Source organism: Ciceribacter lividus (assembly GCF_003337715.1).
Taxonomy (GTDB): domain Bacteria; phylum Pseudomonadota; class Alphaproteobacteria; order Rhizobiales; family Rhizobiaceae; genus Allorhizobium; species Allorhizobium lividum.
Window position 1 is genome coordinate 474,475 of record NZ_QPIX01000001.1, and the last position, 13,752, is coordinate 488,226.

The 13,752-nt window shown below is 62.8% G+C and carries 17 protein-coding genes; 7 read left to right on the plus strand and 10 right to left on the minus strand.

From position 1 onward, the window contains the following. Positions 1-17 precede the first annotated feature (17 nt). On the plus strand, positions 18-770 hold the full coding sequence (locus DFR48_RS02280) for a pyridoxine 5'-phosphate synthase (RefSeq protein ID WP_114361513.1): 753 nt from the start codon (positions 18-20) through the stop codon (positions 768-770). A 47-nt stretch (positions 771-817) separates the two neighbouring features. On the opposite strand, the gene DFR48_RS02285 is transcribed toward DFR48_RS02280, so the two are convergent. After that, entirely contained in the window at positions 818-1,699 is an 882-nt protein-coding gene (locus DFR48_RS02285) for an SDR family oxidoreductase (protein ID WP_114361514.1), read from the minus strand. 140 nt (positions 1,700-1,839) lie between these two features. On the opposite strand from DFR48_RS02285, the gene DFR48_RS02290 reads away from it, so the two are divergent. Next, positions 1,840-2,244: a winged helix-turn-helix transcriptional regulator gene (locus DFR48_RS02290; protein WP_114361515.1), complete on the plus strand. Its 405-nt coding sequence runs from the start codon at positions 1,840-1,842 to the stop codon at positions 2,242-2,244. 12 nt (positions 2,245-2,256) lie between these two features. Here the strand turns inward: DFR48_RS02290 and DFR48_RS02295 are convergent, their stop codons facing one another. After that, complete coding sequence (locus DFR48_RS02295; RefSeq protein ID WP_114361516.1) at positions 2,257-3,186, minus strand: bifunctional helix-turn-helix transcriptional regulator/GNAT family N-acetyltransferase; 930 nt, start codon at positions 3,184-3,186, stop codon at positions 2,257-2,259. A 61-nt stretch (positions 3,187-3,247) separates the two neighbouring features. Then, positions 3,248-3,967, minus strand: coding sequence for an aspartate/glutamate racemase family protein (locus DFR48_RS02300; RefSeq protein WP_114361517.1), 720 nt, complete (start codon positions 3,965-3,967; stop codon positions 3,248-3,250). A gap of 161 nt (positions 3,968-4,128) precedes the next feature. Between DFR48_RS02300 and DFR48_RS02305 the strand changes: the two genes are divergently transcribed. After that, entirely contained in the window at positions 4,129-4,593 is a 465-nt protein-coding gene (locus tag DFR48_RS02305) for an Lrp/AsnC family transcriptional regulator (RefSeq protein WP_112688210.1), read from the plus strand. 19 nt (positions 4,594-4,612) lie between these two features. Here the strand turns inward: DFR48_RS02305 and DFR48_RS02310 are convergent, their stop codons facing one another. The 4 genes from DFR48_RS02310 to DFR48_RS02325 form a co-directional block, all read right to left on the minus strand. Beyond that, a complete protein-coding gene (locus tag DFR48_RS02310; protein WP_114361518.1) occupies positions 4,613-5,002 on the minus strand; it encodes a DUF4087 domain-containing protein in 390 nt (129 codons plus the stop codon). Between the two features lie 152 nt (positions 5,003-5,154). Then, positions 5,155-5,394: a hypothetical protein gene (locus tag DFR48_RS02315; protein WP_114361519.1), complete on the minus strand. Its 240-nt coding sequence runs from the start codon at positions 5,392-5,394 to the stop codon at positions 5,155-5,157. A gap of 58 nt (positions 5,395-5,452) precedes the next feature. Next, a complete protein-coding gene (locus DFR48_RS02320) occupies positions 5,453-5,689 on the minus strand; it encodes a hypothetical protein (protein ID WP_114361520.1) in 237 nt (78 codons plus the stop codon). Between the two features lie 107 nt (positions 5,690-5,796). Further along, the gene (locus DFR48_RS02325) at positions 5,797-6,045 is read right to left on the minus strand and encodes a hypothetical protein (protein WP_114361521.1); all 249 of its coding nucleotides are present in this window, start codon (positions 6,043-6,045) and stop codon (positions 5,797-5,799) included. Between the two features lie 369 nt (positions 6,046-6,414). Here DFR48_RS02325 and DFR48_RS02330 point away from each other — a divergent pair, with 369 nt between their 5' ends. Both DFR48_RS02330 and ilvC read left to right on the plus strand, forming a co-directional pair. Continuing rightward, positions 6,415-7,053, plus strand: coding sequence for a TetR/AcrR family transcriptional regulator C-terminal domain-containing protein (locus DFR48_RS02330; RefSeq protein ID WP_114361522.1), 639 nt, complete (start codon positions 6,415-6,417; stop codon positions 7,051-7,053). A 65-nt stretch (positions 7,054-7,118) separates the two neighbouring features. Further along, positions 7,119-8,138 carry a ketol-acid reductoisomerase gene (gene ilvC / locus DFR48_RS02335; RefSeq protein WP_114361523.1) on the plus strand — a complete coding sequence of 340 codons (1,020 nt, stop codon included), beginning with the start codon at positions 7,119-7,121 and terminating at the stop codon, positions 8,136-8,138. Between the two features lie 103 nt (positions 8,139-8,241). Here the strand turns inward: ilvC and DFR48_RS02340 are convergent, their stop codons facing one another. Both DFR48_RS02340 and DFR48_RS02345 read right to left on the minus strand, forming a co-directional pair. Continuing rightward, positions 8,242-8,613: a hypothetical protein gene (locus DFR48_RS02340; RefSeq protein ID WP_114361524.1), complete on the minus strand. Its 372-nt coding sequence runs from the start codon at positions 8,611-8,613 to the stop codon at positions 8,242-8,244. 229 nt (positions 8,614-8,842) lie between these two features. Then, positions 8,843-9,328 (minus strand): cupin domain-containing protein, encoded by a 486-nt coding sequence (locus tag DFR48_RS02345; RefSeq protein WP_114361525.1) that lies wholly within the window; start codon positions 9,326-9,328, stop codon positions 8,843-8,845. Between the two features lie 69 nt (positions 9,329-9,397). On the opposite strand from DFR48_RS02345, the gene DFR48_RS02350 reads away from it, so the two are divergent. After that, a complete protein-coding gene (locus DFR48_RS02350) occupies positions 9,398-10,036 on the plus strand; it encodes a TetR/AcrR family transcriptional regulator (protein ID WP_114361526.1) in 639 nt (212 codons plus the stop codon). A 185-nt stretch (positions 10,037-10,221) separates the two neighbouring features. Beyond that, complete coding sequence (locus DFR48_RS02355; RefSeq protein ID WP_114361527.1) at positions 10,222-11,448, plus strand: aminotransferase-like domain-containing protein; 1,227 nt, start codon at positions 10,222-10,224, stop codon at positions 11,446-11,448. 98 nt (positions 11,449-11,546) lie between these two features. Here DFR48_RS02355 and DFR48_RS02360 read toward each other — a convergent pair whose 3' ends face one another. Further along, the gene (locus tag DFR48_RS02360) at positions 11,547-13,454 is read right to left on the minus strand and encodes a CASTOR/POLLUX-related putative ion channel (RefSeq protein WP_245415489.1); all 1,908 of its coding nucleotides are present in this window, start codon (positions 13,452-13,454) and stop codon (positions 11,547-11,549) included. Positions 13,455-13,752: the final 298 nt, after the last annotated feature.

Consider the following 13,752-nt stretch of genomic DNA (forward strand, 5'->3'; position numbering starts at 1 on the left):
CTCATGGAACCGCGCCGATGCCCGCCAAGCTTTCCGTCAACCTGAACGCCATCGCGATGCTGCGAAACCGCCGGGATCTGCCCTGGCCGGATCTCGCCCGTTTCGGGCGCATAGCCCTCGCTGCCGGCGCAAGCGGGCTTACGGTTCATCCGCGTCCGGATCAGCGTCACATCCGCTTCAGCGATCTGCCGGTCCTGCGGGCGCTGATCGACGACGAGTTCCCCGAGGCCGAATTCAACATCGAAGGTTATCCGACGGAGGAGTTCCTGGCGCTCTGCGAGGCGACCGAGCCGGAACAGGTGACGCTGGTGCCGGACGATCCGAGCCAGGCGACATCGGACCATGGCTGGGATTTCGCCGGGCAGCAGGATTTTCTGAAGAATGTCGTCGGCCGCCTCAAAGGGAAGGGCATGCGCGTTTCGCTCTTCGCCGACGGCGACGGCAATGCAGAAGCCATGGCGCTCGCCGCGCAGACCGGTGCAGACCGGGTGGAACTCTATACCGGCCCCTACGGCGGCTGCTACGACGATCCGGAGCGTGCGGCCAAGGAGATCGATCTTCTCGGGCGGACCGCAGATGCGGCGATCGCCCACGGCCTTGCCGTCAACGCGGGGCATGACCTGACGGTCGCGAACCTGCCGCCGCTCGCCCGTCGCATCCCGCAGCTCGCCGAGGTCTCGATCGGCCACGGGCTGACGGCCGATGCGCTGGAATACGGCATGGCGGAAACGGTACGCCGTTTCCGCCATGCCTGCGGCCAGAAGGTCTGAGACGGCGGCTTGATCGTCCCGTTCCCTTCCCGTCGCAAGGCCGAAGATCAGCCGAGAAGTGTTGCCTTGTTGGTCACGAGGAAGCTTTTCAGGTCCTGCGACGCCTTGCCCGAAAGCGTCTCGATATCCTTCGTGGCGACATCAAAGCCGCCTTCGCGGGCGTTCGCATCGAACGAGATGAGAACCGGAACGAAGGGTTCGGGCACTCCGGCTGCCTTCATTCCGCCCGCAAGCTGTTCGTCGGTCAGGTGGACTACGGCGAGCGACTTGCCGGTGACCTCGCGCACGAGGGCGGCGATTTCGTCGGTGGTGAGTGCGGCCGGACCGGTGAGATTGTAGACGGCGTTCGCGGATGCCTCCGACACGAGCGCGCCGGCGATGGCGCCGGCGATGTCGGCGCGGGCTGCATGCGCGTTGCGACCCTTGCCGGCCGAGGTGTACCAGCTACCGGACGCCAGCGCATGGGGCAGGCTCATGAAGAGGTTTTCCATGTACCAGGCGTTGCGGAAGATGGTGTAGGCGAGGCCGCTTTCGCGGATCGCCTGCTCGGTCCCGGCGTGGTCCGGCGCGAAGCTGACGAGGCTGGTCTCGGGGTTGATCATCGACGTGTAATAGATCCGCCCGACGCCGGCGGCCTTGGCGGCGGCGACGGCCGCGCGGTGCTGGCCGATGCGGTGACCGGGCCGATCGAGCACGTCCGTTGAGATGACCAGCAGCCGGTCGATGCCGGAGAAGGCGGCGGCGAGGTTTGCGTCGTCGAAGTCGACGCGGCGGGTTTCGACGCCCTTCGCTGCCAGATCGGCGAGCTTCGTCGTATCGCGGCTACCGGCGACGATGTCGGCGGGGGCGACCTTGCCGGACTCGAGAAGGTTCTGGATGATGAGGCGGCCGAGATGACCGGAGGCGCCGCTGACGAGGATCTTGCTCATGGTAAATTCCCTTGATGCTTGGACGGCGACACCGTCCGCGATTTTGCGCTCTCAAAATGAGAGTAGCGCTAATTTGGGAATTGACGTGCGCTTGTAAAGAAGGCAGTTTTTCGTGACCACGTTACCGAAAGGGAACCACCATGACCGTCGCGAGCTTCGATTTCAAAACCAAGATGTCCGGTTTCGGGCGCGAAGACTCTCCCTTGGAAAACTGCCCGGTGCGGACGGTCATCGACCATATCGGCGGCAAATGGTCGACGCTCATCCTGTCGACGCTGTCCGAAAAACCCTATCGTTTCGGTGAGTTGCGGCGGCTCGTTCCAGATATCTCTCAGCGCATGCTCACCCAGACGCTGCGCGACCTGCAGCGCGACGGCTATGTCCACCGGACCGTGTTTCCGACGAAGCCGCCGAGCGTCGAGTATCGCCTGACCGACCTCGGGCGCTCGCTCTACGGCGCGCTGACGGGCCTGCTGCAATGGGCGGAGGACAATTACCTCACCGTGCGTGAGGCAAGGCAGCGGTTCGACGTCGAGGGTGCCTGAAGTCCGGCGGCGCTAGAGATCGAGTGTCCAGGTCTGGCCGTTCAGCTCCGGGCCGAACAGTGTGTGACGTTGCTCCGATTCGAGCGTGAACCCGGCCTTGACGTAGATGTGCCTCGCCGCGTGCAGAATGTCGTTGGTCCATAGCGTCATGCGACGGTAGCCGCTGCGGCGTGCGAACTCGATGCACTGGTCGACCAGCAGGCGTCCGAGTCCGAGCCCGCGGGCGGCTTCGTCGACATAGAGCAGTCGCAGCTTGGCGACGCCGTCGCCGCCGTTCATCACCAGAACCGAGCCGATCCGGACGCCGCGTCGCTCGGCGATCCAGCAACGCTCCTTCGCGGCATCGAAATTCGCCAGGAACTTCGAGGCGACATCGCTGACGAGCGCCTCGAACTGGTCGTTCCAGCCGAATTCGCGGGTGTAGAACTCCGCCTGAGACTGCACGATCCAGCCGAGATCGCCTGGCCGGTGCGGCCGCAGCACGGGCGGGACGGCGTTGCGCCTGTCGGCGTCGAGCAGACGGGTCACCGTTGCCATCGCCTCGACGAGCATTCCTCGCTCGGCGGGGCCGAGCTCCTCCAGCATGGTTGCGAGCTGTTCTCTGGACAGATTTGCGAGAGCCTCGAATTCGGCCATGCCGTCCGGCGTCAGCGTGATGACTTGGCTGCGACCGTCGGCGGGGTCGCGGGTCTGCTCGACCAGCCTTCTCGTCCGGAAGGCCTTGAGGATGCGGCTGAGATAGGCGGGATCGAGGTGCAGGTCGCGGACGAGCTCGGCGGCCGAGGCTCGCCCGCGGGCGCCGAGTTCGTAGATCACGCGCGCTTCCGCCAGCGTGCAGTTCGCCTTGAGATAGGCGCGGTCGAGAATGCCGATGCGGTCGATGTAGAACCGGTTGAAGGCACGCACGGCATCTATGGTCGTCAGGTCTCGTCTGTCCGGCATCGTTTTCTCCCTCGAATGCCGGATAAAACAGAAATGAGACTTTGGCAACTAATTGGTTGACTCAGGCAACTAACTGTTCGCCAGGTTCGACCTCGGACATGGCGAATTCGACGGCGGCGGCCGCGTGAATCCGCGTGGAATCAAAGCCGGGCAGCGAAAGCTGGTCCGGGTCGATCAGCAGGCAGATCTCGGTGCAACCGAGAATGACGCAATCGGCACCTGCCGCCTTCGCCTTGTCGATGATCGCGAGATAGGCCTCGCGGGAGGCATCGTTGACCTTGCCGGCGCAGAGTTCGTCGAAGATGACGTCGTGCACGGTCTGCCGGTCCGCCTCGCCGGGCACCATCGGGTCGAGGCCCTGCTTGCGCATGCGCTCGGTATAGAAGCCGTGCTCCATCGTGTAGCGGGTGGCAAGGAGGAGCGGGCGCTTGAAGCCCGCGGTGCGGATCGCCGCGGCCGTCTCGTCGATGATGTTGATGAGGGGAATATCGACGCGCGCGGCCACCGCATCCGCGACGAGATGCATGGTGTTGGTGCAGATCAGAACGCAATCGGCGCCTGCCCTTTCGAGGCCGCGGGCGCATTCGGCCAGGCGGTTTTCGGCGAGATCCCAGCGCCCGGCCTTCTGGTAGCCGACGATTTCGGCGAAGTTGACCGAGTGCATCAGGACTTCGGCCGAGGCGATGCCGCCCAGACGGTTGCGAACCATCTCGTTGATGTGACGATAGTAGACTGCCGAGCTTTCGAAGCTCATGCCGCCGATGAGGCCGATTGTCTTCATGGTCGCGTTTCCTTGCTGGACTTTGCCGGAATTATCCGGCCGATTCCGAGCAACCGGATTGCAAACTTCGGAGGCGGGCTGCTAATGTATGCATCAGGATTGCGCAAGAAACGTTGAACGCGCGCGCGGCGTGCGTGAACTATCTCGAATCGAGGTTGGAGATGCTGGACGAACGTGATCGAAAGATTCTGGATGCACTGCAGCATGACGCGGCAATACAAGTTTCCGAGCTTGCCGATCTGGTTTCGCTGTCACCTTCGGCCTGCTCGCGCCGCATCCAGCGGCTGGAGGAGGCCGGGTATATCGCGCGGCGGGTCGCGATCCTCGATCGTGACAGGGTCGGCGTGCCGACCACCGTCTTCGCGCTGGTGAAGACCTCGCACCATTCGGAAGACTGGACGGAAGCCTTCCGTCGGGCAATCAGCGATATTCCGGAGGTCGTGGAGGCGCATCGGCTGACAGGCAGCTATGACTACCTGCTGAAGATCGCCGTTCCTCGGGTCGAGCAGTATGATGTCGTCTACCGGCGACTGGTGCGCCGTATCGAACTCTTCGACGTCTCGGCTTTCATCTCGATGGAGACCCTGAAGGCCGGCGAGGCGGTCCCGGTCAACTATGCGGAATGAGGAGTAGGGTCGATCGGTCCTATTCCGGCTTGGGCAGGCTCTTGTCGGCGCTGCACTTGGCGATCTTGAGCTGCTTGAACGAATAGATCGCGGTGATCCGGCCGGCCGAGGAGACCTGCGGATCGGTGTTGCGCTCCGTCTCGACCTTCATGCAGCCGCAGGCATAACCGTAATAGCCGTTGGTCTTGACGAAATCGCCGGCGGAGAGATCGCCCATGTTCTCGATGCCGAGCGCTTCGTTCTCCGAGCCCTGGGTCGCTATGATCCAGGTGCCGTCGCGGTCGTCGAGCCAGTAGTTGCCGGGGGTGGGGTTCTGGACCCAGCCGCAACGGTTTTCGGCCGCGAAGACCGAGGTCGGCAGCGCGGCGAGGGCGGCGGCGATCAACAATGAAGAGATTTGGGTCCGCATCGATGTGCTCCGTGGAGGATTGACGTCGGGGAGAAGCCATAGCGCGGAACCGGTGCCTCGCCAAATGCCAAAACTGGGGCGAAGCTCAGCGGACATCTTTGGGCCCCGGGGCTTGCGCTCCGGGACCGTGGGCCGATTCAGACCGGGGAGGATCAGCCTTCGTGGCCGTGGCTGGGTTCCAGCGACGTGGCGCTGCGGTCGTTCGTGTAACGGTAGTCGTCACGGTTCTGGTTGCTGATGGAGCCGGTGTGGAAGAGGCTGGTGCCGGCCGGTGCCTTTTCGTAGCTCGCCTGGGGTTCGCCGGAGACGGTGCGGCCGTTGGTCGGCTCGAGCGCGAAGGCGGAGGTGGCGAGAGTAGCAAGGACGGTTGCTGCTGCGATGATGGTCTTCATGATGTCATTCCTTTTCGGTGTTTTTCGTCATGCGGGCGGTTCTCCCGCACGAAACAAATCAGTTGTGGCCGTGGCTGGGTTCCAGCGACAAGGCGCCGTGGTCGTCCGTGGTCTGGTAGTCGTTGCGGCCCTGGTTGGTGATGGAGCCGGTGCGGAAGAGGCTCGTACCGGCCGGTGCCTGCTCATAGCTCGCCTGGGGTTCGCCGGAGACGGTGCGGCCGTTGGTCGGCTCGAGCGCGAAGGCGGAGGTGGCGAGAGTAGCAAGGACGGTTGCTGCTGCGATGATGGTCTTCATGATGTCATTCCTTTTCGGTGTTTTTCGTCATGCGGGTAATTCTTCCGCATGAATAAAATCTAGCGTTGTGGTGACGGGCGAAGATCGTCCGTACGCTCTGATCGGGGTCACCTGTCGACGTACGTGCGGGCGACCAGTTCGACCGTGTGGTCGACATTCACGCGGTAGACTTCCTTTACCCTGTCGCCGTTCGCGGCGAAGAAGGTGTGCTGGAAGTTCGAGCCGGCCGGGGCCTCTTCAAGGACGGATACGTGACCGCCATAGGTGAGGCTTCCGGGGATCGGTTCGATGGCGAAGGCCATGGAGGCACCTGCGAGGAAGGCGACCAGTGCGGTTGCCGTTGCGAGAGTCTTCATGGCCAATTCCTTTCGTCGTTCTATCGAACTCGTCGGTTCGATGAGAGGTATTTGGCTCCGTTCTTCTGCATTTACAAGATCGAATTGTGCGCCATAGAACCGCTTGGTTCGATCCCGTGACTTGTTTCATTCGTTTCCTCTTGAAAAGAAAATGAAACAAAAACAATGGTTTAAAGTTGCGATGCATGCATTTTGTTATTGAATATGACTGATTTCTCACAAATCGATTTCAACTTAATGTGACTGCGACGCCCGTTCTCATTGATGGTTTTTCCGTCGGCGGCCGCCTGTTCGCCATGCCCCTTGACGGGATGGAGGTGAGGCGGTAAACAAACAGTACCGTACAGTACGGTACTTGAGGGGGTAGCCTTGCAGACCGACGACTCCACGTCCACCGAGTTCACGCCGCGCCAGAGCGCCGTGCTGGCGGAGGCGTTGCGTCTTCTGGTCGAGGGCGGCGACAAGGCCCTGACGACGGCGGGACTGGCGCGGGCGGCCAACTGCTCGAAGGAGAGCCTCTACAAGTGGTTCGGCGATCGCGACGGCCTGCTTTCGGCGATGATCTCTTATCAGGCGAGCAAGGTGCGAACCTTCGAGCGTTCCGGCGAGCGACTGACGGGCGAAAGCCTGACGCAGCATCTCGAGCTCTTCGCCCGGGATCTCCTCGGCGTGCTCGCCGGCGACGTTTCGCTCGCGCTCAACCGGCTGGCGATCGGCCAGACGAGCCGGGATGGATCGAAGCTCGGCCGGATGCTGCTCGAGCGCGGCCGGCGCCAGATCGACCGGCGCGCGCGCGCGCTTCTGGAGAGCGGGCAGCGTGACGGCTTGCTGCGCTTTTCCGACGGCGAGGAAGCCTATCGCACCCTCTACGGCCTGATCGTCTCGGACATGCATGTGCGCATGCTGCTCGGCGAAAAGCCGGATGTCGAAAGTTTCGGAGCCCGGGCGGCGAGGGCGGTTTCGTCCTTCCTGACGCTCTACGGCACGGAGAAGATGCTGGCGGACTGAGGTTTTCCCGAAGGTCGCCGGACACAAACAGGTACAAACGGACAAAGCATAGGGAAGGAAAGACAATGCGCGTCTATTACGATCGTGATGCCGACTTGAACCTCATCAAGTCGAAGAAGGTTGCCATCATCGGCTACGGCTCGCAGGGCCGTGCGCATGCGCTGAACCTCAAGGATTCCGGTGCGCAGAACGTCGCCATCGCCCTCAAGGCGGGCTCTGCGACCGCCAAGAAGGCCGAAGCCGACGGCTTCAAGGTCATGACGGTCGCCGAAGCGGCCGGCTGGGCCGACCTGATGATGATGGCGACCCCGGACGAACTCCAGGCCGGCATCTACAAGTCGGAAATCGCCCCGAACATCCGTGACGGCGCGGCAATCGCCTTCGCCCACGGCCTCAACGTCCACTTCGGACTGATCGAGCCGAAGGCCTCCATCGATGTCGTGATGATCGCGCCGAAGGGCCCGGGCCACACCGTTCGCGGCGAATACCAGAAGGGCGGCGGCGTGCCGTGCCTCGTCGCCGTTCACCAGAACGCCTCAGGCAATGCCCTTGAACTCGCTCTCTCCTACGCCTGCGGCGTCGGCGGCGGCCGTTCGGGCATCATCGAAACCACTTTCCAGGAAGAGTGCGAAACCGACCTCTTCGGCGAACAGGTCGTTCTCTGCGGCGGTCTGGTCGAACTCATCCGCGCCGGCTTCGAAACGCTGGTCGAAGGCGGTTACGCACCGGAAATGGCCTATTTCGAGTGCCTGCACGAAGTGAAGCTGATCGTCGACCTGATCTACGAAGGCGGCATCGCCAACATGAACTACTCGATCTCCAACACCGCCGAGTGGGGCGAGTACGTCACCGGCCCGCGCATCATCACGGCTGAAACCAAGGCTGAAATGAAGCGCGTCCTGCACGACATCCAGACCGGCAAGTTCACCTCCGAGTGGATGCAGGAATGGCATTCGGGTGCTGCCCGCTTCAAGGGGATCCGCCGCATGAACGACAAGCATCAGATCGAGGAAGTCGGCGAAAAGCTGCGCGGCATGATGCCGTGGATCGGCAAGAACAAGCTCGTCGACAAGTCGAAGAACTAAGCGGTTCTCGCCGACAGCGAGCCGACAGACAAAAGGCCGGAGAGGGTGACTTCTCCGGCCTTTCTCGTAAATCGGGGGTGGCGTCTCGCCGGGGCTGTTCGTCTCAGGCGGTCTTGCGACCGGTGAAGATCACGGTCGTAAACAGCAGCATCGACAGGATGGTGACCAGCGAGCCGATCGAGGCCAGGCCTTCCGTGATGCCGAGAACCGCCAGCGCAATTCCGGGCGCCAGCAGCACGACGCCGAGTGAGGCGACGGCGACATGAATCTTCGCCAGTCTTGTTTCCGCTGCCGTCGGGACGGCGTGGTAATAGAGGCCGTAAAGCGCCACCGAAACCCAGCCCACGAGGTTCAGGTGGGCGTGGGCGGGCGCGAGCACATGGTCATGGCTGGCCCCCATGTAGATGCCGAGCGACATCGCCACGAGAGCGTAAAGACTGGCGCTTGCCAGGCAGAAGAACGGTAGTCCACGCATTGTGATTTCTCCTCTCCTTTTTGCGGAGGCGCCGCAGGATCCCCTCTGCTTATCGACCCCCGGATTTTTACTGTACAACAAGGTATTCGCGACGTCTTCGTCCCGTTTTCTCGGCCCGAAGGACTTCCAAAGGACGGGCGCGCCGCCGGGCGAAAGGCTCTTAGCCGCTGGCGGCTTCGGGTGCTTCCTAAAACTTCCCTAAGCGTTTCGGCCCGACTGCCGTTGCCGGTCAGGCTGATGGCGGCAGAAGCTCGATCCCGTAGCGTGAAGCTGCGGCTGCGATCATGGCGATGTCGGGAGGCGACATTGGCGGAAAGCTTGTCGTCGCCGCGTCAACGACGTCGCCGACGGCGTCGAAGAAGCCTTCGTGGAAACCGCCCGGAAGGTTGATGATCAACATTCTTGCCGGCCTGTCGCCGGGATTGCGGAAGGCGTGTGGCGTGTTCGGCGCGACATGGACGAAATCGCCCGGGCCGCAGAGGCGCGTCTTTCCATCGAGCATGAACTCGAACTGCCCCTCGATGACCAGAAAGGCCTCCTCGTCCTTTTGCGTGTGGGGTGGTGAACCGGCGCCGGGCGCCGTCAGGCATTCCGTGAGAGAGAAACTGCCGCCGGTCTGGGCCGACCGCGCACGGAAGGTGAGAAGATTGCCGAGAAAGTGAAGTGTCTTCGACGGAACGGTCATGCCGTCCGGATTTTCAACTGTGGCATCCATGGTTGCGTCCTCCTGGCTTTATGCTACATTTGCATCTTAATGAGATTTGTGTCTCATAAAGAGGTAGAAATGAGCGGTCAAGAAAAAAGTTTCGAACGTGTAAATCAGAAGCGTCGGACCCGCGCCGAGTTGCTGCGCGCTGCGCAGGACCTGACTGCGAAGGGCCAGCAGCCGTCGGTCGCCGACGTGGCCGATCATGCCGGCATCTCCCGGGCGACTGCCTACCGCTATTTCTCGACCCCGGAAGATATGATCCGGGAGGCGGCACTCGACGCGGTGGCAAGCGGTATCAGCATCGAACTTCCGAAGGAGGGCGACGGGCTTGCTTCGGTGCCCCTCCGGGTGGAGAGCGTCGTCCGGCAGGTCTACGACATGGTGGAAGCGAACGAAGCGATGTTCAGGGCGCTGCTGGCGAGCAGCGTCAGCGGCAAGGGCGAGGCCAAGAGAGGTGCACGTCGCATTGCATGGCTGACTGCGGCGCTCGAACCTCTACGACAGACGCTTCCGCCCGACGAATTTCGGCGGCTGGTTCACGGCCTGGCCCTGATGACCGGGATTGAAACGCTTGTGGTTCTGAAGGATGTCTGCGACCTCAAACCCGGCGACGCCCAAGAAGTCGTCCTCTGGGCGGCAAAGGTCCTGGTCGCGGGTGCGTTGGGCGGGGCCGTCGAAACAGCAGGAGAGTGGGCGTCGCATGGCCCGCGGTAGGCCCGACCGGCGGATCCGGGCGCCGCGCTCTCCGGAGTGTTGCCGCTGCCGCTGCGTCGCGTCAGGACCCGCTCCGGACCACGAGTCACATCGTTTTTGTTGTGCTGCAATATAGGTCAGTATTATTGACTTAATGAAGCATCCATGGTCTTGTTGAGCTTCCAGAACATACCGAGGAAACACCCATGCTGAACTGGGAAGCGATCTTCGCGACGCGTTCGATGCGTATGCGCGCATCAGAAATCCGCGAACTCCTGAAACTGCTCGACAAGCCGGACATCATTTCGTTCGCCGGCGGGATTCCTGATCCGAAGCTCTTTCCGGACGAGCAGTTCAGGGCGGCCTATGCCGACATCTTTTCGGGCGAAGGTGTCGGCGCGGCACTGCAATATTCGGTGAGCGAGGGCTACAAGCCGCTGCGCGAATGGCTGCAGCGCGAGATGGGCCGGATCGGTATCGATTGCACGGCCGACAACATCTTCATCACCTCAGGTTCGCAGCAGGCGCTCGATTACATCGGCAAGCTCTTCCTGTCGCCGAAGGACACGGCGCTCGTCACCTGGCCGACCTATCTCGGTGCCCTGCAGGCCTTCAATGCCTACGAGCCGACCTTCGATCAGCTGACCCTTTCCGGCAACCGGACACCGGAGAGCTACCGGACGGCGGCGCAGAAGGCGGGCGGCGAGGTCAAGTTCACCTATCTCTCGTCCGACTTCGCCAATCCGACCGGGGAGACGGTCGATCGTGCGGGACGCGAGCGTCTTCTCGACATGGCCGAGGAACTCAACGTCGCGGTCATCGAGGACGCGGCCTACCAGCACCTGCGCTACGAGGGCGAAGCGATCCCGCCGATCCTTTCGCTCGAGATCGCGCGGAAGGGCTCGATCGAGAATACGCGCACGATCTATTGCGGCAGTTTTTCCAAGACGCTCGCGCCGGGTCTGCGGGTCGGCTATGTCGTCGCCGCCACGCCGGTCATTCGCAAGCTGGTCCTGATCAAGCAGGCAGCCGACCTGCATTCCTCGACCATCAACCAGATCGCCATCGCGCACGTCGCCGAGCGCTATTTCCATGAGCAGGTCGCCAAGATCAGGGCCGCCTATAGCGCCCGTCGCAACGCCATGCTCGCCGCGCTCGACCGGTACATGCCTGCCGGCACGGTCTGGACCAGGCCGGAGGGCGGCATGTTCATCTGGGTCACGCTGCCGGAAGGCATGGACGGGGCCGCGCTTCTCGCCCGCTCCGTCGAGACGGAAAAGGTGGCCTTCGTGCCGGGTCAGGCGTTCTTCGCCGATCGTTCGGGTACCAACACGATCCGGCTCTCCTTCTCCTGCGCCGACGAGGCGATGATCGACGAAGGCATCAGGCGGCTCGGGCGGCTGATCGGCGGAGCGATCGCCGCTGCCGCCTGAGTTCATTGCAGGCAAGCTGATGCGACAAAGGCCCGTCGGAGACGACGGGCCTTTGTCATGCGGGACGTTGCGGAGAACCGCCGTGACGATGGCGTCGGTCAGTCGCGGGCGAGGACGATCACCATGTCGTTCTTGTCGAAAGAGATCATGTCATTGCGGTTCGGATTGACCGTAACGCCGCCGAGATTACGCTCGTCGGGATCGTTCTCGCGCTGACGACGATAACCGATCGCGATTTCGCCGCGACGTAGCGCCGAGAGCGCGATCGTATGGAAGTTCACCGGCCTGTCGATCGCGACATAGTCCGACAGCGGACGGAGGTAGATTTCCGATCCTTCCTCGTCGAGCAGTTCACCGAAGATCTCCGCCATGTACTCGTTCTCCGAGGCCTGCGCGAGCATCAGGCTGACCAGCTTGTTGCTGACGACGAAATCGTCCGCGCGCGTCACTTCCGCGAGCTCGCGGTTGCGCACGTCGATCATCTCGCTGACGACGCTGACGTGCCTGCCGGCCCGTTCGGCGATCTTGCGAAGCTGCAGGAGGGTGACGAGCGTCCGGGTGTCAGCCGACTGGGCGCTCATGTGATCGCTATAGCCGAGCACGAGGACGTGGTCGTAGGAGGGTACGTCGAGAGCATCGAGGGCGGCGCGGCTGCTGGTGTCGATCACCCGGTAGTCGACCGAGAAACTCGAGCCGGCGGCGACGAGAGAGGACGCCTCCTGTTCGAATTCCGGCGTGTCTGCCGCGATGGTCAGCAGCGAGCCGGGAGCAACGTAGCGCGCCAGCTCTGTGGCGATCAGCGGGCCGCGCCGGTTCCAGCCGAGAATGAGCGTCCGCTCGGGGCGGCGCTCGCGTACGACGACGGGCAGGATCGCATCCTTGGCACAGACGGACGGTGCGGCCGATATTCTGATCGAGGCGTCGTCTTCGGCAATGACGATCGCCTTTTCTCCGGGCGCGAAGACGCGGTTCGGCGACGGATTGAGATGCACCTTGCCTTCCGTGTCGCAGATGCCGATCAGTGTCGAGCTGTCGTAGGACATCGCGGCGGCGCCGAACGGCTTGCCTATGAGGCCCGGCTGGTCGAGCGTGTAGATCTCGCATCCGTCGAAGTCGAGGAGTTCGGAATAGACGGCGCTGAGACCGGCTTGGCGGCTCGAATGGACGACGATCCGCGAGATCAGGTCGTCGGCGAGCACGAGCTGCATTTCCCGCCCGCCGACGATCCTGGCGACTTCCGCATTGGCCCCGCCGCGGATTTCGGCGGCGATCTTGTAGGGTGCCGCACGGCGGTTCGGATCGTTGACCAGCGCCAAGACCGTCTTGATGACCTGCGAATCCGGATCGGCGGTTTCCGGCGAGAGGACGATCACCGACCGCGAGGTCTGGGGGCTCAGGATGGCGAGGTCGTAGAGGTCGGTCGGATCGCCGCTGCGGCAGATGATCCTGGTGTTCTTGAGGTCGCCGACCTTGGCGGCGATCTCCTCCTCCATCTCCACCTTGTCCTTTCCTGCCATGACGACGATGCGGGGGCGTTTGCGGCTCTGGTTGGCGATCACCAGTTCCGAAATGATGTCGAAGATCGAGGCCGACCAGTTGAGAATGATCGTGTGGTCGTTCTCGATCACGTGGGAGCGGCCCTTGCGCAGCTCGTCGAGCTTGCCCTCGAGGCCGGAGCTGATCACGCTGATGAGGGCGGAGAAAACGAAGATGCCGGCGAACGTCACGGCGAGCGACACCCCGCGAAAGCTCCAGCCCTGGTCGCCGCCCATCGTGCCGGCGTCCATGGTACGCATCAGCGATTCCCACGCCGCCTCGACAAAGGTCACCGGTGAACCGTCGTCGGGGCCTATTCCGCTCAATGAGAGGAACGCAGCCGCGATGATGATGACGACAATCGAGACGAGCGCCAGCCAGCCGATCAGCGCGACGGTGCCTGCCGCCATGCTCTTGTCGAATTCGTAGCGCAACCGCGCCCGCCAGTTGGTGTTCGTCCTCATGCTCATGCCTTCGTCCATTTTTCGGATAGAGAAGGTGATCGCAGGAATTTTCTCCCCACATCAACAGGATAGCCGCTCCTGGGCGATGTCGGCCCAATAAAAGTCCGGGACCGGCGGAGACCTGTCGGGCGACCGTGTCGCAATCCCTCATCCGGGCGCCCTGCGGGGCCTGATGAGAAGGTGGCGATCCGAGGTGCGGCGACGCATGATTTGACATTTGATCCCGGCCTCATCACCTTTCGTTCGCGTGTTCCACCCCGGACCGTTCAGGCTCCGCCTCCGGCGGTGCCCGCACCAATTCGCT

Bases quoted from the DNA above. Each gene is read 5' to 3' on its own strand.
- DFR48_RS02280 (WP_114361513.1), top strand. From the start codon at position 18: ATGCCCGCCAAGCTTTCCGTCAACCTGAACGCCATCGCGATGCTGCGA.
- DFR48_RS02285 (WP_114361514.1), bottom strand. From the start codon at position 1,699: ATGAGCAAGATCCTCGTCAGCGGCGCCTCCGGTCATCTCGGCCGCCTC.
- DFR48_RS02290 (WP_114361515.1), top strand. From the start codon at position 1,840: ATGACCGTCGCGAGCTTCGATTTCAAAACCAAGATGTCCGGTTTCGGG.
- DFR48_RS02295 (WP_114361516.1), bottom strand. From the start codon at position 3,186: ATGCCGGACAGACGAGACCTGACGACCATAGATGCCGTGCGTGCCTTC.
- DFR48_RS02300 (WP_114361517.1), bottom strand. From the start codon at position 3,967: ATGAAGACAATCGGCCTCATCGGCGGCATGAGCTTCGAAAGCTCGGCA.
- DFR48_RS02305 (WP_112688210.1), top strand. From the start codon at position 4,129: ATGCTGGACGAACGTGATCGAAAGATTCTGGATGCACTGCAGCATGAC.
- DFR48_RS02310 (WP_114361518.1), bottom strand. From the start codon at position 5,002: ATGCGGACCCAAATCTCTTCATTGTTGATCGCCGCCGCCCTCGCCGCG.
- DFR48_RS02315 (WP_114361519.1), bottom strand. From the start codon at position 5,394: ATGAAGACCATCATCGCAGCAGCAACCGTCCTTGCTACTCTCGCCACC.
- DFR48_RS02320 (WP_114361520.1), bottom strand. From the start codon at position 5,689: ATGAAGACCATCATCGCAGCAGCAACCGTCCTTGCTACTCTCGCCACC.
- DFR48_RS02325 (WP_114361521.1), bottom strand. From the start codon at position 6,045: ATGAAGACTCTCGCAACGGCAACCGCACTGGTCGCCTTCCTCGCAGGT.
- ilvC (WP_114361523.1), top strand. From the start codon at position 7,119: ATGCGCGTCTATTACGATCGTGATGCCGACTTGAACCTCATCAAGTCG.
- DFR48_RS02340 (WP_114361524.1), bottom strand. From the start codon at position 8,613: ATGCGTGGACTACCGTTCTTCTGCCTGGCAAGCGCCAGTCTTTACGCT.
- DFR48_RS02345 (WP_114361525.1), bottom strand. From the start codon at position 9,328: ATGGATGCCACAGTTGAAAATCCGGACGGCATGACCGTTCCGTCGAAG.
- DFR48_RS02350 (WP_114361526.1), top strand. From the start codon at position 9,398: ATGAGCGGTCAAGAAAAAAGTTTCGAACGTGTAAATCAGAAGCGTCGG.
- DFR48_RS02355 (WP_114361527.1), top strand. From the start codon at position 10,222: ATGCTGAACTGGGAAGCGATCTTCGCGACGCGTTCGATGCGTATGCGC.
- DFR48_RS02360 (WP_245415489.1), bottom strand. From the start codon at position 13,454: ATGAGCATGAGGACGAACACCAACTGGCGGGCGCGGTTGCGCTACGAA.